Origin of the sequence: Pseudomonas sessilinigenes (assembly GCF_003850565.1) — a bacterium.
Classification (GTDB): domain Bacteria; phylum Pseudomonadota; class Gammaproteobacteria; order Pseudomonadales; family Pseudomonadaceae; genus Aquipseudomonas; species Aquipseudomonas sessilinigenes.
Map to the genome: position 1 here is coordinate 3,527,711 of NZ_CP027706.1, position 18,586 is coordinate 3,546,296.

General features: G+C 65.1%; 18 protein-coding genes. 14 read left to right on the plus strand and 4 right to left on the minus strand.

The window, feature by feature from the left end:
- Nucleotides 1-56: 56 nt before the first annotated feature.
- On the plus strand, nucleotides 57-974 hold the full coding sequence (locus C4K39_RS16220) for a LysR family transcriptional regulator (protein ID WP_068579296.1): 918 nt from the start codon (nucleotides 57-59) through the stop codon (nucleotides 972-974).
- Here C4K39_RS16220 and C4K39_RS16225 read toward each other — a convergent pair.
- Entirely contained in the window at nucleotides 971-1,906 is a 936-nt protein-coding gene (locus C4K39_RS16225) for a LysR family transcriptional regulator (RefSeq protein ID WP_124346977.1), read from the minus strand. The two genes, C4K39_RS16220 and C4K39_RS16225, sit on opposite strands and share 4 nt — an antisense overlap.
- Nucleotides 1,907-1,972: 66 nt before the next feature.
- On the opposite strand from C4K39_RS16225, the gene C4K39_RS16230 reads away from it, so the two are divergent.
- Nucleotides 1,973-2,593: a LysE family transporter gene (locus C4K39_RS16230; RefSeq protein ID WP_124346978.1), complete on the plus strand. Its 621-nt coding sequence runs from the start codon at nucleotides 1,973-1,975 to the stop codon at nucleotides 2,591-2,593.
- Nucleotides 2,594-2,599: 6 nt separating this feature from the next.
- On the opposite strand, the gene gntR is transcribed toward C4K39_RS16230, so the two are convergent.
- Nucleotides 2,600-3,631: an HTH-type transcriptional regulator GntR gene (gntR, locus tag C4K39_RS16235; RefSeq protein WP_068579305.1), complete on the minus strand. Its 1,032-nt coding sequence runs from the start codon at nucleotides 3,629-3,631 to the stop codon at nucleotides 2,600-2,602.
- Nucleotides 3,632-3,848: 217 nt separating this feature from the next.
- Here gntR and C4K39_RS16240 point away from each other — a divergent pair, with 217 nt between their 5' ends.
- Complete coding sequence (locus C4K39_RS16240; protein ID WP_124346979.1) at nucleotides 3,849-4,382, plus strand: gluconokinase; 534 nt, start codon at nucleotides 3,849-3,851, stop codon at nucleotides 4,380-4,382.
- 84 nt (nucleotides 4,383-4,466) lie between these two features.
- Complete coding sequence (locus C4K39_RS16245; RefSeq protein WP_058433322.1) at nucleotides 4,467-5,819, plus strand: GntP family permease; 1,353 nt, start codon at nucleotides 4,467-4,469, stop codon at nucleotides 5,817-5,819.
- A gap of 156 nt (nucleotides 5,820-5,975) precedes the next feature.
- On the opposite strand, the gene alaC is transcribed toward C4K39_RS16245, so the two are convergent.
- On the minus strand, nucleotides 5,976-7,190 hold the full coding sequence (gene alaC, locus C4K39_RS16250) for an alanine transaminase (protein WP_068579315.1): 1,215 nt from the start codon (nucleotides 7,188-7,190) through the stop codon (nucleotides 5,976-5,978).
- Nucleotides 7,191-7,471: 281 nt separating this feature from the next.
- Between alaC and C4K39_RS16255 the strand changes: the two genes are divergently transcribed.
- The 8 genes from C4K39_RS16255 (at nucleotide 7,472) to C4K39_RS16290 (ending at nucleotide 17,138) form a co-directional block, all read left to right on the plus strand.
- Nucleotides 7,472-8,134, plus strand: a complete 663-nt coding sequence (locus C4K39_RS16255; RefSeq protein WP_124346980.1) for a LysE family translocator — start codon at nucleotides 7,472-7,474, stop codon at nucleotides 8,132-8,134.
- A 68-nt stretch (nucleotides 8,135-8,202) separates the two neighbouring features.
- On the plus strand, nucleotides 8,203-8,691 hold the full coding sequence (locus tag C4K39_RS16260) for a GyrI-like domain-containing protein (RefSeq protein WP_124346981.1): 489 nt from the start codon (nucleotides 8,203-8,205) through the stop codon (nucleotides 8,689-8,691).
- A gap of 255 nt (nucleotides 8,692-8,946) precedes the next feature.
- Complete coding sequence (gene kdpF / locus C4K39_RS16265) at nucleotides 8,947-9,045, plus strand: K(+)-transporting ATPase subunit F (protein WP_068579325.1); 99 nt, start codon at nucleotides 8,947-8,949, stop codon at nucleotides 9,043-9,045.
- A 166-nt stretch (nucleotides 9,046-9,211) separates the two neighbouring features.
- Nucleotides 9,212-10,918: a potassium-transporting ATPase subunit KdpA gene (gene kdpA, locus C4K39_RS16270; RefSeq protein WP_124346982.1), complete on the plus strand. Its 1,707-nt coding sequence runs from the start codon at nucleotides 9,212-9,214 to the stop codon at nucleotides 10,916-10,918.
- 9 nt (nucleotides 10,919-10,927) lie between these two features.
- The gene (kdpC, locus tag C4K39_RS16275; RefSeq protein WP_124346983.1) at nucleotides 10,928-11,611 is read left to right on the plus strand and encodes a potassium-transporting ATPase subunit KdpC; all 684 of its coding nucleotides are present in this window, start codon (nucleotides 10,928-10,930) and stop codon (nucleotides 11,609-11,611) included.
- 12 nt (nucleotides 11,612-11,623) lie between these two features.
- Nucleotides 11,624-13,696, plus strand: coding sequence for a potassium-transporting ATPase subunit KdpB (kdpB, locus tag C4K39_RS16280; RefSeq protein WP_124346984.1), 2,073 nt, complete (start codon nucleotides 11,624-11,626; stop codon nucleotides 13,694-13,696).
- 56 nt (nucleotides 13,697-13,752) lie between these two features.
- Nucleotides 13,753-16,446 carry a DUF4118 domain-containing protein gene (locus C4K39_RS16285; RefSeq protein ID WP_124346985.1) on the plus strand — a complete coding sequence of 898 codons (2,694 nt, stop codon included), beginning with the start codon at nucleotides 13,753-13,755 and terminating at the stop codon, nucleotides 16,444-16,446.
- A complete protein-coding gene (locus tag C4K39_RS16290) occupies nucleotides 16,443-17,138 on the plus strand; it encodes a response regulator (protein WP_068579340.1) in 696 nt (231 codons plus the stop codon). Before C4K39_RS16285 ends, C4K39_RS16290 begins: the two co-directional genes overlap by 4 nt.
- On the opposite strand, the gene C4K39_RS31545 is transcribed toward C4K39_RS16290, so the two are convergent.
- The gene (locus C4K39_RS31545; RefSeq protein WP_164487301.1) at nucleotides 17,117-17,269 is read right to left on the minus strand and encodes a hypothetical protein; all 153 of its coding nucleotides are present in this window, start codon (nucleotides 17,267-17,269) and stop codon (nucleotides 17,117-17,119) included. The genes C4K39_RS16290 and C4K39_RS31545 overlap by 22 nt on opposite strands.
- Before the next feature lie 184 nt (nucleotides 17,270-17,453).
- On the opposite strand from C4K39_RS31545, the gene C4K39_RS16295 reads away from it, so the two are divergent.
- Together C4K39_RS16295 and C4K39_RS16300 are read left to right on the plus strand one after the other, a co-directional pair.
- Nucleotides 17,454-17,951, plus strand: coding sequence for a GNAT family N-acetyltransferase (locus tag C4K39_RS16295; protein ID WP_124346986.1), 498 nt, complete (start codon nucleotides 17,454-17,456; stop codon nucleotides 17,949-17,951).
- Between the two features lie 165 nt (nucleotides 17,952-18,116).
- Nucleotides 18,117-18,551, plus strand: a complete 435-nt coding sequence (locus C4K39_RS16300; protein ID WP_068579345.1) for a YybH family protein — start codon at nucleotides 18,117-18,119, stop codon at nucleotides 18,549-18,551.
- Nucleotides 18,552-18,586: the final 35 nt, after the last annotated feature.

Consider the following 18,586-nt stretch of genomic DNA (forward strand, 5'->3'; position numbering starts at 1 on the left):
CAGTTGGAGTGACAGAAAAAGTCGGAAGCTTTCAGGTTTTCTGATAGGTTGGCGCCATGAATTTCTCCAGTGACAGCATCCAGTTGTTTCTTGCCGTGCTTGAGCGCGGATCTTTTTCTGCGGCTGCCCGGTTCCTGGGCAAGGTGCCCTCGGCGGTGAGCATGGGGATCGCCAACCTTGAGGCCGAGCTGGGTTATGCCTTGTTCGACCGCAGCCATCGCGAGCCGGTGCCCACCCCCCTGGCCTTGTCCCTGGCGCCCCATGCGCGCTTGATCGCCGACCAGCTGCGGCAACTGCAGGTGCATGCCGTCGAGCTGTCCCTGGGCCTGGAGAGCAAGCTGTCGGTGGCGGTGGTGGACGACATCGACAAACAACGGGTATTGGCGGCCATCAAGCTGATTGCCGAGCGCCATCCACTGCTCGAGGTAGAGGTGCTCTGTGCGCCACAGGACGACGTGTTGCAGTTGCTGCACGATGGGCGGGTCAGTGTCGCGGTGGCGTTCGCCGGCTTGAGCGTCAATGCCCTGGAGTACTTCCAGTACGTGGGCAGCGAGCGCATGACGGCCTGTATTTCCGCCCGCCATCCGCTGTTCCAGGCCAGCGACGGCAGCTTGTACCTGGAGGACCTGATCCAGGTACGCCAGGTGGTGGTGGCCAGCCGTGACTTGCCCATCAGCGACACCCGGCCCCTGGTGGGCGAATCCCGCTGGCGTACCGACAGCCTGGCCATGGCCCTGCACATGGTGGAAACGGGTATCGGCTGGGGCAACTTCCCGTTGTCGGTGTTGCGTCCGTTGTTCGCGGCCGGGCGCCTGCAGCGCCTGCGCTTCAAGAACATCGACAACGGCCTGACCTTGCCGGTGCATGCGGTATGGCTGAAGAACCAGCCGTTGCAGAAGGGCGCCCTGGCCCTGGTGCAGTTGCTCAGCGGCCAGGACCCGGCCCTGGATCAGCCGCTGATGCCAGGGGCTTAGCCAGTCGGCAGGGCTTGCTGGCGCAGCCAGCGCAGCAACTGCCCGGCCGCCGAATCTTCGTCGATGGGCTGTGGCGCCAGCAGGTAATAGGCGCTGTCATCGGCGATAAAGCCGAAAGGCGCGCATAGCAGCCCGCTGGCCAGGTCGTCGCGCACCAGTTGCCAGGGCGCCATGGCCACCCCCAGGCCTGCCACCGCTGCTTGCAGGCTGAAATAGAAATGCTCGAAGACCTGTTCCTGGGGCGTCGCCCGGCCTGGCTGTCGCTGTAGCTGCAACCACTGCTGCCAGGCTTCGGGGCGGGTGGCGCTGTGCAGTCGTGGTGCGTGTTCGCTCAGGCGCGCCAGCCCCTGGTCCAGGGGCGCCCAATCGGCCTGGCGTTCGGGGCGGCAGACTGGGCCGATGCTCTCGTCGAATAGCCAGTGGGCCTGGGTTGGGTTGCTCCAGGTGAAATCGTTGCGGCGAATCGCCAGGTCGATCCCGGCATTGAAAGAGAAGGGCCCGCCGCCGGCCAGCAACTGGATCGACACCTCAGGGTACTGGGCCTGGAACTGCGGCAGTCGCGGGATCAGCCAGCGCATCAACAAGGTTGGCTCGCAGGACAGCACCAGCGGCGCCTTGGGTTCGGATGCGCGCAAGCGGCTGGTGGTGCCTTCGATCAGGTCCAGGGCCTGGCTCACGCTGTGCAACAGTTCATGGCCAGCTGGGGTGAGGAATACCCGGTGGCTGCGCCGCTCGAACAGCGGCGTACCCAGGTCCTCTTCCAGGGCTCGTACGGCGCGGCTGATGGCGCCATGGGTCAAGTGCAGGGCGGCACCGGCGCGGGTGAAGCTCTCCAGGCGCGCCGCTGCCTCGAAGCAGCGCAGGGCTCCCAGGGGCGGCAGGCGGCGACGCAACAACTGTGAGTTTTTATCACCGTGGGTGTCAGTTTTCATCGTTGGCTGTTTCCGTCGAGGTCCCCATACAGTAGCGCCTGATTCTATAACCAAGGCGTAGCTGTCGTGACCGAACTGTTAGTCGTACTCACTATTACCATTCTCGCGGTGCTCAGTCCGGGTGCCGATTTTGCCCTTGTCACCCGCAATAGCCTGATGCTTTCGCGGCGCCACGGCGTGCTCACTGCCCTGGGCATCGGGTTTGGGGTCATGCTGCATATCGGCTACAGCTTGCTGGGGGTGGGAGTGCTGCTGCAGCAGTCGCTGCTGTGGTTCACGGTGCTGAAGAGCGCCGGGGCGATGTACCTCATCTACCTGGGCTACAAACTGCTGCGCAGCCCGGCGCCGGCTGGGCAGGAGACGCTGGTGCAGCGCCAGGTGATGTCCGGTTGGGCGGCCCTGCGCAGTGGCCTGCTGACCAATGCGCTGAACCCGAAGACGATGATCTTCGTCCTCAGCCTGTTCATGCAGGTGATCGAGCCGGGAACCCGCTTGCCGGTGCAGTTGGGCTACGGCGCGATCATCGTCCTGGCCCATGTGCTGTGGTTCGTGGCGGTGGCGCTGTTCTTCTCGGCGCCGGCCATCGCTGGCCGGCTGCTGGCCTACAAGCGCCGGATCGATCAACTGTTCGGCGCGGTGCTGGTGGGTTTCGGCTTGTTGCTCGGTGTCTTGAACGTGCGCCCCTGAGGTGCCTCAGGTGCTTTCGCGGACCCTTAGCTCGAAGCCCATGTCCACCACCGGTTCGGCCACGCTGTTGCCGGCCAGGAGGGTCAGCATCTGCTCGGCGGCGCGCCGGCCAATGGCTTCCCGTGGCGTGCTGATGCTGCTCAGGCGCGGCACCATGTATTCCGAGGACGGCAGGTCGTTGAAGCCCAGCACCGCCACCTGCTCGGGAACCTTGATGCCACAACGCATGGCTTCCAGCAGGGCGCCCTGGGCCAGGTCGTCGTTGCCGAAGAAGATCGCGTCCACCTGGGGCTGGCTCTGCATCAGTTGCAGGAACAGCTCGCCACCCAGGCCCACGGAGGAGGGGCGGGGGGTCAGCAGTTCCAGGTCCGGGTTGTACAGCCCGGCAGCCTGCAGGGCCCGGCGGAAGCCTTCGCCGCGCAGCAGGGTGCGTTGGTCCAGTTGCGCACCGATGTAGGCCAGGTGCCGGCGCCCACGGGAGATCAGGTGCTGGGCGGCGGTCTCCCCGGCGCTGAGCTGCGAGAAGCCCACGCAGTTGATCCCGGATGCGCTGTCCAGGTCCATCATGTAGACGCAGGGAATGTTGTTGGCCTCGATCATCCGCCGGGCGCTTTCGGTCCGATCGAAACCGGTCAGCAGCAGGCCCCGGGGTTGGTAGGTCATGTAGTTGCGCAGCAGGTTCTCTTCTTCGTCCCGGGAATAGTGGTAGTTGCCGATCAGCACTTCGAAGCCCTTGGGTCGTAGCACCTGGTGGATGGCTTCCAGGGTTTCGATGAACAGCAGGTTCGACAGCGACGGCACCAGTACCACCACCGACTGGCTCTGGGCGGAGGCCAGGGCGCGGGCGGCGGAATTGACCACGTAGTTCAGCTCCAGCGCCGCCTTCTGCACCTTCTCCACCAGTTCGGTGGCCACGCTGCTGACGCCGCGCAGCGCCCTGGAGGCGGTGATCGGGCTGACGCCAGCCAGGCGTGCGACTTCGTTGAGGGTTGGGCGGCCCGTGGTACGGGAATTTTTATCGTTCTTCTGGGTGGTCATCAGACGGCTTGCCAAACAAAATTCAAGTCACTAAGGTAGCGCTGTCCTAAAACAGCTGCAATGCGTGAGCGAGGTGTGCCTGACTCCTCGCTCTTTGGTTTTGGCGGACTATATACGCGGCAACCCACAAAAATGACAAGAAGGCGTCGGCAGACACTGTTTTTGTACTAGAACTAGAACTAGCGAAGGTAGCGCTGTCTGCGCGCTGAGGTCTTATATGAGTCAACCTATTACCGCCCTGGTCATCATGGGCGTTGCCGGCTGTGGCAAATCCAGCGTCAGCCAGGCCCTGTGCCAGCGCAGCGGTGCCACGGCCATTGAAGGCGATACGTTCCACCCCGCCGCGAACATCGCCAAGATGAGTGCCGGAATCCCCCTCGACGACGACGATCGCGCCGGCTGGCTCGACAGCCTGTGCGAGGAATTGCGCCGTGCCCTGGCCGCCGGCCAGCAGCCAGTGCTGACCTGTTCGGCCCTCAAGCGCCAGTATCGCGAGCGCCTGCGCGCCGCGACCCCCGGCCTGGGCTTTGTCTTCCTCGAACTGACGCCGCAAGTCGCCGCCGATCGCGTGGCGCACCGGCCAGGGCATTTCATGCCATCGACCCTGATCGACAGCCAGTTCGCCACCCTCGAATCCCCGGTGGGGGAGCCGCTCACCCTGGCCCTGGATGCCAGCAACCTGAGCGTCCTGCGCCTGGCCGAGCTGGCCCACCAATGGTGGCTGGCAAATGGCCTCGAAACTTCACGCTAAGTGTCGCCTCGAAAAAGGTAGCGCTATCCCACTCGGCCCTTGTTTTTAACGCTTTAATAAAAACAACAAACCGGAGGCAAACTCATGTTTGGCATGTCCCAAGAGACCTATCTGCTGGTTGATGCAGTGGTCACCATCATCGGGCTGATCGTCTTGATCACCCGCTTCAAACTGCATCCCTTCATCGCCCTGATCATCGCGGCCGGCTTCCTGGGCCTGACCTCGGGCATGCCGGTGGACAAGATCATCAAGGCGTTCCAGGACGGCTTCGGTGGCGTGCTCGGCTTCGTCGGCATCATCCTGGCGCTGGGCACCATGCTCGGCAAGATGATGGCCGAGTCCGGCGGCGCCGATCAGATCGCCCAGACCCTGATCCGCTCGTTCGGCAAGGAACGGGTGCAGTGGGCGATGATGTTCGCCGCCTTCCTGGTGGGGATCCCGCTGTTCTTCGAGATCGGCTTCGTGCTGCTGATCCCGCTGGTGTTCATCGTCGCCCGGCGTACCGGGGTCTCGCTGATCAAGATCGGTATCCCGCTGCTGGCCGGCCTGTCCGCAGTCCACGGCCTGGTGCCGCCGCACCCGGGGCCGCTGCTGGCCATCGGCGTGTTCGGCGCCGATATCGGCAAGACCATTCTCTACGGCCTGATCGTGGCGCTGCCCACGGCGATCATCGCCGGTCCGATCTACGGCACCTTCATTGCCAAGTACATTCCTGGCAACCCATCCCAGGAATTGGTGGACCAGCTGGCCCGCGAACCCCAGAGCAGCGAGCTGCCCAGCTTCGGCGTGACCCTGGTGACCGTGCTGCTGCCGGTGTTCCTGATGCTGCTCAAGACCTTCGCCGACGTGGCCCTGCCGGACGGACACTTCTTCCGCATCTGGATGGACATGATCGGCCACCCGATCACTGCCTTGCTCCTGGCGCTGCTGTTGTCGCTGTACACCTTCGGCTACAAGCAGAACATCGACTCCAAGCGCATGCTCAAGCTCCTGGACGCCAGCCTGGCGCCGACCGCGGCGATCATCCTGATCATCGGTGCCGGTGGTGGCTTCAAGCAGATGCTGGTGACCAGCGGCGTGGGTGATGTGATCGGCCACATGGCGGTCAACGCGCAGATCTCGCCGATCCTGCTGGCCTGGCTGGTAGCGGCGGTGATCCGCATCGCCACTGGTTCTGCCACCGTGGCCACCATCACGGGCGCCGGGATCGTGGTCCCGGTGGTGGGGATGATCCCCGGGGTCAACCGCGAACTGCTGGTGCTGGCCACCGGCGCCGGGTCGCTGATCCTGTCCCACGTCAACGATGCCGGCTTCTGGCTGGTCAAGCAGTACTTCAACATGACCGTGGCCGAGACCTTCAAGACCTGGACGGCCATGGAGACCATCCTGTCGGTGGTGGGCCTGATCTTCATCCTGCTGCTGTCGCTGGTGGTCTGACCTCCTGCGCTACGCCGCCCACAAAAAAACCGCAGCGATGCGGTTTTTTTGTGCCTGTTCGATTGTAGGAGCGGCCGGTCGACGCTCGATTGCCCGCGATGGCTGGCTCAGCGTTATCGTTCAGCGCCAGCAAGCCTGGTTCCTACAGAAGCCGCATCACGCGCCTTTGTGCACCAGGCCGTCGGCGCGGAACATGCCGCGGATGCCGCGTACGGCCTGGCGGATACGGTCCTGGTTCTCGATCAGGGCAAAGCGCACGTGATCGTCACCGTACTCGCCGAACCCTACGCCCGGCGAGACGCAGACCTTGGCCTCGGCCAGCAGCTTCTTGGCGAACTCCAGCGAGCCCAGGTGGGCATAGGCTTCAGGGATCTTGGCCCAGACGTACATCGAGGCCTTGGGGTTCTCCACCATCCAGCCCAGCTCATGCAGGCCCTTGACCAACACATTGCGCCGCTGCCGGTACTGCTCGGCGATATCGCGCACGCACTGTTGGTCGCCTTCCAGGGCCGCGATGGCGGCTACCTGCAGCGGGGTAAAGGTGCCGTAGTCGTGGTAGCTCTTGATCCGCGCCAGGGCGCTGACCAGCTCCGGATTGCCGACCATGAAGCCGATGCGCCAGCCGGCCATGTTGTAGCTCTTGGACAGGGTGAAGAACTCCACCGCAATGTCCTTGGCCCCGGGCACCTGCATGATCGACGGGGCCTTCCAGCCGTCGTAGACGATGTCGGCGTAGGCCAGGTCGTGGATCACCAGCACGTCGTACTGCTTGGCCAGGGCGATGACCCGCTCGAAGAAGTCCAGCTCCACGCATTGCGAGGTGGGGTTGGACGGGAAGCCGAGGATCATCATCTTCGGCTTGGGAATCGAGCCACGGATGGCCTGTTCCAGCTCGGCGAAGAAGTCCACGCCGGGCACCAGTGGCACCGAGCGCACCTGGGCGCCGGCGATCACCGCGCCGTAGATATGGATCGGATAGCTGGGGTTGGGCACCAGCACGGTGTCGCCGTGGTCCAGGGTGGCGAGCATCAGGTGCGCCAGGCCTTCCTTGGAGCCGATGGTGACGATGGCTTCGCTTTCCGGGTCGATGTCGACCTGGTAGCGCTCCTGGTACCAGCGGGAAATCGCCCGGCGCAGCCGTGGGATGCCCCTGGAAGTGGAATAGCCATGGGTGTCTTCGCGCTGGGCGACCTGCACCAGCTTTTCGACGATATGCGGCGGGGTCGCACCGTCGGGGTTACCCATGCTCAAGTCGATGATGTCTTCGCCGCGCCGACGCGCAGCCATCTTCAGCTCGGCAGTGATATTGAAAACGTAGGGGGGGAGTCGATCAATGCGCGCAAAGCGGCGCGGCGAACCTTGTTCGGCCATTGTTGCCTCGAATAGACGTAAGCGCCCGGAACCGTCCGAGCGACGTTGGCCACTGCGGTGGCCTGCGAGGCAGACGATAAAGGCGCCGGCGAGGGCTTGTCCAGGGGGGCGAAAAATTATTTTGCAGGCCGCCCGGGGATTTGCGAGAGCGCAGGCTTTGTCGCTATAACGTGCACGCTTCTTGCCTGCAACGGTTGCGGGCAATACCTGCCCGAGTGGTTTTTCAAGCGCTCCCCAAGGCCCGCAAGCCCTTCGAACAACAGCAGCAAACAGGATGAATGATGGAGTTTACCAGCGGCTTCTTGCTGAGCCTCTCGCTGTGCCTGGACATCGGCGTGGCCAATATCGCGATGATCACCCTGGCCATGCAGCGTGGCTATTTCCAGGGCTTTTGCCTGGGCCTGGGAACCTGTTTCGGTGACCTGATCTATGCGCTGCTGGCCCTGGCCGGAATGACCGTGCTGCTGCAGTACGAGACGGTGCGCTGGGTACTTTGGCTGGGTGGGTCGGCGCTGCTGGTGTATTTCGCAGCGAAGATGCTCTACGCCGCGATCCATCACGATGCGTTGCTCAATACCGCCGGGGAGGTGGAGCGGGGCTCGCCGCGCAAGGAGTTCCTGCGGGGGATTTTCCTGGCCATGTCCTCTCCCAGTGCGATCCTCTGGTTCGCCGCCGTGGGTGGCACCCTGATTGCCCGCTCCGGAGGTGGCAGCATCGTCGACTCCGCCTTGTTCCTTGGCGGCTTCTTCTGTGCCGGGCTGACCTGGACCCTGGGGCTGTGCCTGGCGGCGACCCAGGGCGGCAAGCTGCTGGGGGACAAGCTATTGCGCTATTCCTACCTGGCATCTGCAGCGATCTTCTGCTATTTCGCGGTGTATGTGATCCTTTCCGGTTACCAGGAGTTTATTGTCGATGCCCGGGTAAGCGACCTTCCGGCGCTCTGAGCCAAGAGCCGCCCAAGGGCTTCTATACTTGCCCTCGAACCCATTTTTCAGTGGCAGGAGTGGCATTCATGGATGAGCAAAAACCAGGCACAGGTCCAGAGCCGCGCTTCGAAAGAGGGCATTTCTTGTTGGTCGCCGGTTTCAGCCAGCGCTTCGTTCCTGCCAGCGCCCAGGCGATCAGCCAGCTGTGGCAGCGTTTCATTCCCCATGTCGGCAAAGTGCCGGGCCAGGTCAACGACGTAACCTACGGCGTGCACTCCAACCCAGACGGGCAAGGCGGGTTCGAGTACATCGCCGGGGTCGAGATCAGCAAGCTCGACGATCTGCCGGAACACTACCGCTGGATCGAAATGCAGTCGCAGCACTATGCCGTATTCGAGCACGGTGGCTCATTGCAGGACCTGCCCCGTACCTTCGATTACATCTGGCGTACCTGGTTGCCGCAGTCCGCGCGCCAGGCTGCCGACGAACCCTCGTTCGAACGCTATAGCGCTGATTTCAACCCCGATACCGGCACCGGGGTCGTGGAAATCTGGCTGCCTCTCAAGGCTGCTTGAAGCTGGCGGGGGCGTAGTCCGCCCCCCGATCTACAGCGCGTTCAACGCAATCTTTATGCCGTCTTAATACCGCCCCCTGCAATCAGTGCCCGGCCTTGATGCGCGCTCACCTAACCTGCGTGGCGCAGAGGAGGGCGGTGGACGGCTCGTTCCCGACTCCCTGTCGGCGCCCCTTGCCGGGCGCCTCGAACGGTTGCGCCATGGGTTGCTGATAACGCCCCTGGTGCGACCTCAACGCATTCGAGGGGAGCTGCCTTGCTGACACTGTCATTCATCTACGGCGCCAGTGGTTTTTGCGCTGTGTTGCTGTTCGCCTACCTGGGTTATGCACTGATCCGCGCCGAGAAGTTCTGATGCGCGCTCCCAGTCTTCGCCACCTACCTGCATGCGCCCCTGGGGCGTTCTCGAGAAAGGAAACCAGCCATGTACGACCTGATCTTCGTGGGCCTGTCCCTGGGGTTCTTTGTACTGACGGCCCTGGGCATCGTCGCCATGGGCAAGATTTGAACGGAGCATCGACATGTTGAGTACTGTGCTGGAATACGCGGTGATCCTCGGCCTGATGACCGGGCTCGCCGTGCTCATGGGCAAGTGGCTGGCACGGGTCTTCAGCGGCCGTGGCCATGCCCTGGCGGAGCGCGCCACTTACCGCCTGCTGGGGATCGACCCTGGCGAGGCCATGGGCTGGGCCCGCTACGGTTCGGCCTTGCTGCTGTCCAACGCGGCGATGATGCTGCTGGGCTACCTGGTGCTGCGCCTGCAAGGGCTGACGCCCCTGAACCCGCTGGGGCTGGCAGCGCAGAGCCCGGACCTGGCGTTCAACACCGCCGCCTCCTTCATCACCAATACCAACTGGCAGGCGTACTCCGGCGAGAGCAGCCTGTCGAACTTCAGCCAGATGGCGGCCATCACCTTCCTGATGTTCGTCGGCGCCACCGCCGGAGTGGTGGCCGCCGCCGGCTTCATCCGTGGCTTGAGCCGTTCCAGCTCGGCGGACATCGGCAACTACTGGGTGGATTTCATCCGCGTGCTGTACCGGGTGATGTTGCCCTTGTGCCTGCTGATGGCGCTGGTCTACGTCTGGCAAGGCATGCCCCAGACCCTGGACTCCGAGGCCCTGGCCACCACCCTGGAAGGTGGTCGCCAGCAGTTGATCGTCGGCGCCGTGGCCAGCTTCGAGTCGATCAAGCACATCGGCACCAACGGCGGTGGTTTCTTCAGCATGAACGCCGCGCACCCGTTCGAGAACCCGACGCCGCTGACCAACGTCCTGCACATCCTCAGCATGCTGCTGATTCCTTCGGCGCTGACCTACACCTTCGGCAGCATGCTGCTGCGCCGGCGCCAGGGATGGGTGTTCTTCGGCACCTTCCTGGTGATGTTCGCAGGCTTCCTGGCCATCGTGTTCACTGCCGAGCAGAGCGGCAACCCGCTGCTGACCCTGGCCGGAGCCGACCAGCAACTGTCGGCGACCCAGAGCGGCGGCAACATGGAAGGCAAGGAGCTGCGCTTTGGCATCGCTGACACTGCGCTGTTCGTCACCACCACCACCGGTGCTACTACCGGCTCGGTGAACGCCATGCACGACTCGCTGACCCCCATGGGCGGTTTCGTACCCCTGGCGCAGATGATGCTCAACTGCGTGTTCGGCGGCGACGGCGTGGGCTTCATCAACCTGATCCAGTACGCCCTGCTGACGGTGTTCCTGGTGGGCATGATGATCGGCCGCAGTCCGGAGTTCCTCGGCAAGAAGATCGAGGCCCGGGAGATCAAGCTGGTGATGCTCTCGGTGCTGGCGCATCCGATCTGCATCCTCGGGTTCACCGCCCTGGCGGCGCTCTGGCCGGACACCCTCAACAGCCTTAACAACCTGGGTCCCCATGGTTTCAGCGAGGTGCTCTATGCCTACGCCTCGGGCACCGCGAACAACGGTTCGGCGTTCGCCGGGCTGAACGCCAACACGCCGTTCTTCAACACCACCATCGGCCTGGCGATGCTCATGGGGCGCTTCTTCACCATGCTGCCGATGCTGGCCGTGGCCGGCTCCCTGGCGGCGAAAAAGAACATCCCGGCCGGCGCCGGCACCATTCCCACCGCGACCCCGCTGTTCATGTTCCTGGTGGTGTTCGTGGTGCTGGTGGTCGGTGGCCTGACCTTCCTGCCGGCGCTCGCGCTCGGCCCGCTGGTGGAGCAACTGCAGTTGCTGGCCGGCCAGACCTACAAGTAAGGGGTTGTGATGACTACGCAAATGCAAACCCAGGGCACCACCGCGGTGCTGTTCAAGGGCCTGCTGCGCCCGGTGCTGGTGGCGGCGTTGCTGTGCCTGGCACTGACCGGCCTGGCCTATCCGCTGGCGACCACGCTGCTGGCCAACCTGTTGTTTCCGTTCCAGGCCCAGGGCAGCCTGGTGCAACGCAACGGCCTGGTGGTGGGCTCCAGCCTGATCGGCCAGGCCTTCCAGCGGCCGGAGTATTTCCAGGGTCGGCCCAGCATGACCCTGGGCAGCGATCCGCTGGACCCGAGCAAGAGCGTGCCGCAGCCCTACAACGCCGGGGCCAGTGGTGCCAGCAACCTGGGGCCCACCAGCCAGAAGCTGCTGGACAGCGTCGCCGAGCGGGCCCGTACCTACCGCCAACTCAATGGCCTGGCCGCCGACAGCCTGGTGCCGGTGGACGCGGTGACGGCGTCGGCGTCCGGCCTGGACCCGCACATCTCCCTGGCCAACGCCCGGCTGCAGCTGGAGCGGGTGGCTCGCGCACGGCACCTGCCGCCGGGCGAGCTGCAAGCCCTGCTGCAAGCACACAGCGAAAGCCGCACCTTCGGCCTGCTGGGCGAGCCCCGGGTCAATGTGCTGCAACTGAACCTCGCACTGGACGCCCTGGCGCCCATGCCTGCCTCGCCCCTCGCGGCCAGTGAGTAAGAGACGCCGATCATGAGTAAGAACGCTCGTATAGCTTTGTTCGACCGTGGGTTGTTGTTAACGGCGTGCCTGGATGCCGTGAAGAAGCTGCTGCCCCAGGCGCAGTGGAAGAACCCGGTGATGTTCGTGGTCTACCTGGGCAGCCTGCTCACCACCTTGCTGTGGCTGCAGTCCCTGGGCGGGCAGGGCGAGGCCCCCAGCGGCTTCATCCTGAGCATCGCCCTGTGGTTGTGGTTCACCGTGTTGTTCGCCAACTTCGCCGAGGCCCTGGCCGAGGGCCGCAGCCGGGCCCAGGCGGCGAGCCTCAAGGGCATGAAGCGCCAGACCCTGGCCAAGTTGCTGCAACAGCCACGGCACGGCGCGGCCTGGCTGCCCATGGCCGCCAGTGAGTTGCGCAAGGACATGGTGGTGCTGATCGAGGCCGGCGACCTGGTGCCCCTGGACGGCGAGGTCATCGAAGGCGTGGCCACGGTGGACGAGAGCGCCATCACCGGTGAGTCGGCGCCGGTGATCCGCGAGGCCGGCGGTGATTTCTCCTCGGTCACCGGCGGCACCAAGGTGCTGTCCGACTGGCTGGTGGTGCGCATCAGCGTCAACCCCGGCGAATCCTTCCTGGACCGCATGATCTCCATGGTGGAATCGGCGCGGCGGCAGAAGACCCCCAACGAGGTGGCCCTGACCATCCTCCTGGTGGGCCTGACCCTGTTGTTCCTGTTGGTGATCGTCACCCTGAGCCCGTATTCGCTGTTCGCTGTGGCCATGAGCGGCACCGGCAGCGTGGTCAGTGCCACGGTGCTGGTGGCGCTGCTGGTGTGCCTGATCCCCACCACCATCGGCGGCCTGCTGTCGGCCATCGGCGTGGCGGGCATGAGCCGGATGATGTCGGCCAACGTCATCGCCACCTCCGGCCGCGCGGTGGAGGCGGCCGGTGACGTGGACGTGCTGCTGCTGGACAAGACGGGCACCATCACCCTGGGCAATCGCCAGGCCAGCGCCTTCCTGCCGGCCCCGGGGATCCGCGACAGCGAACTGGCGGATGCCGCGCAACTGGCGTCCCTGGCCGATGAAACCCCTGAAGGGCGGAGCATCGTGGTCCTGGCCCGGCAACAGTTCGACATCGCTGGGCGCGACCTTGCGACCCTGGGTGCGAGTGCCGTGCCCTTCACCGCCCAGACCCGCATGAGCGGCGTCGATTTGCCCCAGGGCCGCTGCATCCGCAAGGGCGCCGCCGATGCCATCCGCCGCCACATCGAGGCCCTGGGCGGCAGCTTTGCGCCAGCCCTGCAGGCCAAGGTCGATGAAGTCTCGCGCCGTGGCAGCACGCCGCTGGTGGTCAGCGACGGGGCCCAGGCCCTGGGCGTGGTGGAGCTCAAGGACGTGGTCAAGGGCGGGATCAAGGAACGCTTCGCCGAGCTGCGGCGCATGGGCATCAAGACCGTGATGATCACTGGCGACAACCGCCTGACCGCCGCCGCCATTGCCGTGGAGGCCGGGGTCGACGATTTTCTCGCCGAGGCCCGGCCCGAGGACAAGCTGCAACTGATCCGCGATTACCAGGCCAAGGGCAAGCTGGTGGCCATGACCGGCGACGGCACCAACGACGCCCCGGCCCTGGCCCAGGCTGATGTGGCCGTGGCCATGAACAGCGGCACCCAGGCGGCGAAGGAAGCCGGCAACATGGTGGACCTGGACAGCAACCCGACCAAGCTGATCGAGGTGGTGGAGGTGGGCAAGCAGATGCTCATGACCCGTGGCGCGCTGACCACCTTCAGCGTGGCCAACGATGTGGCCAAGTATTTTGCTATCGTACCGGCCGCGTTCGTTGCTACTTACCCGCAGTTGGCGGCGTTGAACGTGATGCACTTGAACAGCCCGAACTCGGCGATCTTGAGCGCGGTGATCTTCAATGCCCTGATCATCGTCTTCCTCATCCCCCTGGCGCTCAAGGGCGTGAAGTACCGCTCCATCGGGGCGGCGGCGTTGCTCAACCGCAACCTGCTGATCTACGGCCTGGGCGGGGTGCTGGTACCCTTTGCCGGGATCAAACTGATCGACATGCTGCTGGCCGGGCTCGGCCTGGTCTGACAGGACTCGCAAGGCGGCGCTCCCCGGAGCGCCGCCTTGTTCATTCAAGGATGCACATGGCTGTTCTCGACACTGGTACGACAACCCGCGACGGGCGCCCCGATCCCGATGCGTTGCTGGAAAAACTGCAGCAGGACGAGCAGGCCGCCCGGCGCGGCAAGTTGCGGATCTACTTCGGCTCCAACGCCGGGGTCGGCAAGACCTGTGCCATGCTCACCGCCGCCCGCCAGGAACTGGCCCAGGGTCGCGACGTGGTGGCCGGGATCGTCGAGACCCACGGCCGGCGCGACACCGCCGAGCTGCTGCAAGGCATCGAGGTGCTGCCCCGGCACCAGCTGATGCACCGTGAGCATGCCTTGCCCGAATTCGACCTGGATGCCGCCCTGGCCCGCCAGCCGGCGGTATTGCTGGTGGACGAGCTGGCCCACAGCAATGTCCAGGGTTCCCGGCATCCCAAGCGCTGGCAGGACGTCGAAGAACTGCTGCGGGCCGGCATCGACGTCTGGACCACCCTCAATGTCCAGCACCTGGAAAGCCTCAATGACATCGTCAGCGGGATCATCGGCATCCGTGTGCGCGAGACGGTGCCCGATCATCTGTTCGACGAATCCCACGAAGTGCTGGTGATCGACCTGCCGCCGGACGATCTGCTGCGCCGGCTCAAGGACGGCAAGGTGTACCTGGCGCCCCAGGCGGAGAGGGCTTCGCGCAATTTCTTTCGCAAGGGCAACCTGCTGGCCCTGCGCGAGCTGACCCTGCGTCGCACCGCCGACCGGGTCGACGCGCAGATGCGCGACTACCGCCGCGAACGCTCGATCAACGCCCTGTGGCCGGCCCGGGAGCGGTTGCTGGTGGGGATCGCCGGGGACCCGGCGGACGAGCGCCTGGTGCGCGAGGCGGCGCGCCTGGCGCAGAAACTCGAGGCCGACTGGATGGTGGTGCACGTGGCACCGGCCCAGCGTCGGGGCATCGGCGCCAGTCGGTATGCGGCTGCCATGAAGACCCTGGCCCTGGCCGCCGAGTTCGGTGCCGAGACCGCGACCCTGCCCGGCATGGATGTGGCCGAGGCCCTGGCCGCCTGTGCCCGCGAGCACAACGCCAATCGCCTGGTGCTGGGTCATTACCCGCGACGGGTGTGGCAGGTCTGGCACCAGTCGGTGAGTGATCGCCTCAGTCGCCAGCACCCGGAAATCGACCAGATCGTGATCGCCAATGGGCCAGCGGACCGCCAGCGCAGCGTGGCGCCCAAGCCCGAGGCCGGCCTGGCGCCCAGTCGTGCGCCGGCCTACCTGTGGGCCAGCCTGGCGTGCTTTGCCGCCACGGCGGTGGCGGCGCTGTTGTTGAAGGTCTTCGATCCGGCCAACGTGGTGATGCTGTTCCTGCTCACCGTGGTCCTGGTGGCCCTGCGCCTGGGGCGTGGGCCCGGGGTCTGGGCGGCGATGCTGGCGGTGCTGTGCTTCGATTTCTTCTTCGTCCAGCCGGTGTGGTCGTTCACGGTCAACGACACCCAGTACTTCTTCACCTTCGCCCTGATGCTCGGTATCGCCCTGATCACCGGCCAGCTCACCGCGCGCCTGCGCCACCAGGCGCGTACCGCCGCCGAGGGCGAGCGCCGGGCCACGTCCCTGGCCGGGCTGGCCCGGGAGCTGTCGGCGGCGCTCACCGAGGAGCAGATCTGCGCCGTGGCCCTGCGCACCTTCAGCGGGGTGTTCGCGGCCCGGGTCGGGCTGGCGCTGCCGGATGCCGGCGATCGCATGCGGGCCTTGAGCGCCAATGGCCTGGAGCTGGACGAGAGCATCGCCCAGTGGGCCTACGATCATGGCCAGCCGGCCGGTAGCGGCACCGATACCCTGGCGGCAGCCCGGGGGCGCTACCTGCCGCTCAAGGCGCCGATGCGCGTGCGTGGCGTGCTGGTGCTGGAACTGGCGGACCCCGAGCGGCTGCGCGAGCCGGAAGAACAACGCTTGTTGCAAGCCTGCATGAGCCAGCTGGCGATCGCCCTGGAACGGGTGCACTACGTCGAGGTGGCCCAGAGCACCGTGGTGCAGATGGAGGGCGAGCGCATGCGCAACACCCTGCTGGCGGCGATCTCCCATGACTTGCGCACCCCCCTGACCACCATCATCGGCGCTGCCGACGCCGCCTTGCCCCATGCCCCCGACGGCGTCCTGGCGCAGTTGCTGCGGGGTATCCATGACCAGGCCGGCTCCATGCAGCGGCTGATCGAGAACCTGCTGGACATGGCCCGCATGCAGGAGCGTGGGGTGCGTCTGAATCGCCAGTGGAACTCCCTGGAGGAGATCGTCGGCAGTGCCCTGCGCCAGTTGCGCGAGCCCCTGGCCGGGCATCAGGTACGGGTCGCCATGGCGCCGCAGTTGCCGCTGGTGGAGGTGGACGCGCTGTTGCTGGAGCGGGTACTGGTCAACCTGCTGGACAACGCTGCCAAGTACACCCCGACCGGGACCCTGGTGCAGGTCAGCGCGCGCCAGGTCGACCAGCAGATCATCCTGCAGGTCAGCGACAGCGGCCCTGGTTGCCCCAAGGGCAGTTCCCCGGCCAGCCTGTTCGAGGCCTTCAGCCGTGGCCAGCAGGAATCGGCCGTGGCCGGGATCGGCCTGGGCCTGGCCCTGGCCAAGCGTATCGTCGAGGCCCATGGCGGACGGATCGAGGCCCAGCCTCACGCCGACGCCGGGCTGAGTTTTGTCATCACCTTGCCGGCGGGACAACCGCCTTCGATGGAAACCCTATGAGCAGCAGCCCCCGCATCCTGATCGTCGAGGACGAAGCCAATATCCGCCGCTTCGTCGGTATCGCCCTGGAAGACGAAGGTTTCCAGGTGTTCGAGGCCGACAGCGTCAAGCGCGCGCTGATCCATGCGGCCAGCCGCCAGCCGGACCTGGTGATCGTCGACCTGGGCCTGCCGGACGGCGATGGCAAGCAATTGATCAGCGAACTACGGGGCTGGCTGGCGGTACCGATCCTGGTGCTTTCGGCGCGGGATCGGGAAGCGGAGAAGGTCGCCGCCCTGGACGCCGGAGCCGACGATTACCTGGTCAAGCCGTTCGGCGTGCCGGAGCTGCTGGCGCGGATTCGCGCGCAACTGCGCCGCCATGGCCAGAGTGGGGCGGCAGCGGCCACCAGCAAGGTGAACTTCGGCGCCATCGAGGTGGACCTGGCGACCCATGAAGTGCACCGCGACGGACAGTTGGTGCACTTGACGCCAATCGAGTACCGCCTGCTTTGCGCGCTGATCCGCGGCCAGAGCCGGGTCCTGACCCATCGTCAACTGCTGCTGGAGGTCTGGGGCCTGGACTATGTCGACCGGGCCCATTACCTGCGGGTACACATGGCCCATCTGCGGCAGAAGCTGGAAGCCGACCCGGCCCAGCCCCAGCATCTGATTACCGAGTTGCAGGTGGGTTATCGCCTGGTGGGGCTCTGAGCCCGGGCCTGGCTAGCGTCTGATACGCGCTTGTCGCGACGGCGCTCGTGCAAGAAGTCGAGGTAGAAGGTGATGCCGCCGAAGGTGGCAATGGCGAACAACACGAAAAAACCGATCTGGGCAGAGCTCATGGTCTAGGTCCTTGGCAAGACGCGGCGAAGCGTCGGGGAGCTGATAGATAGTCCCTCGGCGCGAGCCTGGCCAGGGCTTATATGAAAGCTTTACGGGGCGGCCAGCGAACGCTATGCCGGTCATACATATCGCCGGGTCCTTGCTAGAATCGGCCACCCCCAACTGACTTCAGGCTGGTGTTCCATGACCGCTCCGACCCCGTTGATCCGCACCGTCCTGCCTGCCGACCTGGACCGCTGCTTCGCCATCGAGACCCTGGCCTACGAAGGCGACGAAGCGGCGACCCGGGACAAGATCGCCACGCGTATCGCCACCTGGCCCGAGGGTTTCATCGTCGCCGAGGTCGAGGGCGTGGTGGCCGGTTTCATCAACTCCGGCGCCACCTTAGAGGTGCAGATGGCCGACGAGGCCTTCAAGGAACTGGTCGGCCACGACCCGGCAGGCCCCGAGGTGGTGATCATGTCGGTAGTGGTGCATCCGGACTTCCAGGGCCTGGGCTTGTCCCGGCAGTTGCTGGAGGCGTTCATCGCGCGCATGGCTGGCGCTGGCAAGGTGCGTATCCACCTGATGTGCAAGGAGCGTCATGTGCCGCTCTACGAGCGCTTCGGTTTCGTCTACCTCAAGGCATCGGCCTCGGACCACGGCGGCATGGCCTGGCATGAGATGGTGCGGGCTCTGTAGTTCCGCCACCGCCAAAGGCCGCTATGTCGCGGCCTTTTTTGTGCCTGCATGGTTGGTGTGGTTTTTTTTCACCTGCATTGTCGATTGTGCGAAACCCCAGGCGACTAGGGATGAATCGAGCAGCCTGCTCGGTGACATCCACTTCACCTTTCGAGGAATTTCGCCATGTCCAATCCATCCAGTGAAGCCCGCGTACGCAGCCTGATCGACCACTGGCGGCAGGCGGTGATGGCCAGGGATATCGAGCAGATCGTCAGCTTCTACGCCGATGACATCGTCTCCTTCGATGCGGTCGGCGCCCTGCAATTCAAAGGCAAGGAGGCCTACCGTGCGCATTGGCAGGCTTGCATGCAGGTCTGCCCAGGCCCTGGGATCTTCGAGTTCCACCAGCTACACGTGCAGGCCAGTGACGAGCTGGCGTTCGCCCATTGGCTGGCCCATTGCGGCGGCACCGATGCCGACGGTGTGAGCAAGGCCTGCTGGATGCGGGTCAGTGCGGCCTACCAGTGCCTGGGCGGCCAGTGGCAGGTGGTGCACGAGCATTGGTCGGCGCCCTTCGATATGCAAACCGGCACTACCTTGTTCGACCTTGAACCTTGAGCCGCGGGTTCGCCAAAGGTCAAAACAGCGACCAT

Bases quoted from the DNA above. Each gene is read 5' to 3' on its own strand.
- kdpC (WP_124346983.1), top strand. From the start codon at position 10,928: ATGACTACGCAAATGCAAACCCAGGGCACCACCGCGGTGCTGTTCAAG.
- kdpA (WP_124346982.1), top strand. From the start codon at position 9,212: ATGTTGAGTACTGTGCTGGAATACGCGGTGATCCTCGGCCTGATGACC.
- C4K39_RS16225 (WP_124346977.1), bottom strand. From the start codon at position 1,906: ATGAAAACTGACACCCACGGTGATAAAAACTCACAGTTGTTGCGTCGC.
- C4K39_RS16240 (WP_124346979.1), top strand. From the start codon at position 3,849: ATGAGTCAACCTATTACCGCCCTGGTCATCATGGGCGTTGCCGGCTGT.
- C4K39_RS16220 (WP_068579296.1), top strand. From the start codon at position 57: ATGAATTTCTCCAGTGACAGCATCCAGTTGTTTCTTGCCGTGCTTGAG.
- C4K39_RS16290 (WP_068579340.1), top strand. From the start codon at position 16,443: ATGAGCAGCAGCCCCCGCATCCTGATCGTCGAGGACGAAGCCAATATC.
- C4K39_RS16285 (WP_124346985.1), top strand. From the start codon at position 13,753: ATGGCTGTTCTCGACACTGGTACGACAACCCGCGACGGGCGCCCCGAT.
- gntR (WP_068579305.1), bottom strand. From the start codon at position 3,631: ATGACCACCCAGAAGAACGATAAAAATTCCCGTACCACGGGCCGCCCA.
- alaC (WP_068579315.1), bottom strand. From the start codon at position 7,190: ATGGCCGAACAAGGTTCGCCGCGCCGCTTTGCGCGCATTGATCGACTC.
- C4K39_RS16295 (WP_124346986.1), top strand. From the start codon at position 17,454: ATGACCGCTCCGACCCCGTTGATCCGCACCGTCCTGCCTGCCGACCTG.
- C4K39_RS16260 (WP_124346981.1), top strand. From the start codon at position 8,203: ATGGATGAGCAAAAACCAGGCACAGGTCCAGAGCCGCGCTTCGAAAGA.
- C4K39_RS16300 (WP_068579345.1), top strand. From the start codon at position 18,117: ATGTCCAATCCATCCAGTGAAGCCCGCGTACGCAGCCTGATCGACCAC.
- kdpB (WP_124346984.1), top strand. From the start codon at position 11,624: ATGAGTAAGAACGCTCGTATAGCTTTGTTCGACCGTGGGTTGTTGTTA.
- C4K39_RS16245 (WP_058433322.1), top strand. From the start codon at position 4,467: ATGTTTGGCATGTCCCAAGAGACCTATCTGCTGGTTGATGCAGTGGTC.
- C4K39_RS31545 (WP_164487301.1), bottom strand. From the start codon at position 17,269: ATGAGCTCTGCCCAGATCGGTTTTTTCGTGTTGTTCGCCATTGCCACC.
- C4K39_RS16255 (WP_124346980.1), top strand. From the start codon at position 7,472: ATGGAGTTTACCAGCGGCTTCTTGCTGAGCCTCTCGCTGTGCCTGGAC.